Genomic DNA, 1038 nt, shown 5'->3' with positions numbered 1-1038 from the left:
GTTGCTCAGACTCGTCAGATGTGCCGCGAGTTCGGCGACCGTGGGTGCCTGGAAGACCAGCCGGATCGGGATCTCCACACCGTGCACGGCGCGAACACGGCTGACCAGCTTGGTCGCCAGCAGCGAGTGCCCACCGACGGTGAAGAAGTTGTCGTCCACGCCGACCCGGTCGAGTCCGAGCACCGCGGCGAACAGCGCGCACAGCGACTCCTCCTCCGGCGTCGACGGAGCGCGTCCGCTGCCGCCCGCGGCAAAGTCGGGTACCGGCAGCGCGCGCCGGTCGGGCTTGCCGTTGTCCGTCAGCGGCACGCTGCCGATGGGCACGATCGCGGCCGGCACCATGTACTCGGGCAGGGTGTCCCGCAGGTACGTGCGGAGGGCGGGCAGCAGCGCGGTGATGGCGCTCGCGACCGCGGGGTTGTTGACCGGCGTCCGGTCCCCTTGCCCGGGCACGTACGCCCCGGTCAGGATCCGGCCCGCCACCGGGCCGTCCCGGAAGACGAGCACGTCGACCTGTTCGACCGCGTCCGCCGACCACGTCACCACCGCGTCCCAGCCGTGCCGCGCGGCCCACGCACGGATCAAGGGCGGGTCGAGCGGCGGTACCGTCGGCGCGCCGGGATCCTCCTGGCCCAGTTCACGTGCCGCTGCGAACTCGTCGGCCAGGCGCGCGTTCGGGACGCCAGTGACGCGCACTACCGCTTCGTTCCGGCCGCCCACCTGGTCGGCGAGGCGGTCGAGGTCTCCGTCCCACTCCACGGTGGGAACGGCGTCCAAGGGCAGCGCGTCGCCCGGTTTCGCTGCGTCCGGCTTGTGCAGCACGACCTCGTACCGGTGCCGGGTGAGCTCGTTGTGGTGGGTGCCCTCCTTGACCCGGACGTCGACGCCGGCGCCACCGGTCCGCTCCGACCAGCGCAGGAACCACTCGGGGTCGACGACGAGTTCCTTCTCCAGCAGTACCGCCTGCTCCACCGCGCTGCGCAGCACGGCCGGTGTGGCACCCGGGTGCCTGGCCTGCTGGACGCCGGCCTGCAGCAC

General features: G+C 72.4%; 1 protein-coding gene. It reads right to left on the bottom strand.

Annotation, left to right across the window (positions count from 1 at the left end; all coding sequences use genetic code 11):
* A partial coding sequence (locus ACH4UM_RS41825) for a phosphopantetheine-binding protein (RefSeq protein ID WP_398191951.1) occupies positions 1–1038 on the bottom strand: 1038 nt, incomplete at both ends.

Origin of the sequence: Streptomyces sp. NPDC020801, assembly GCF_044334385.1 — a bacterium.
GTDB lineage: Bacteria > Actinomycetota > Actinomycetes > Streptomycetales > Streptomycetaceae > Streptomyces.
The sequence above is the reverse complement of the archived record's forward strand: the minus strand, read 5'-3'. Positions and strand labels throughout refer to the sequence as shown.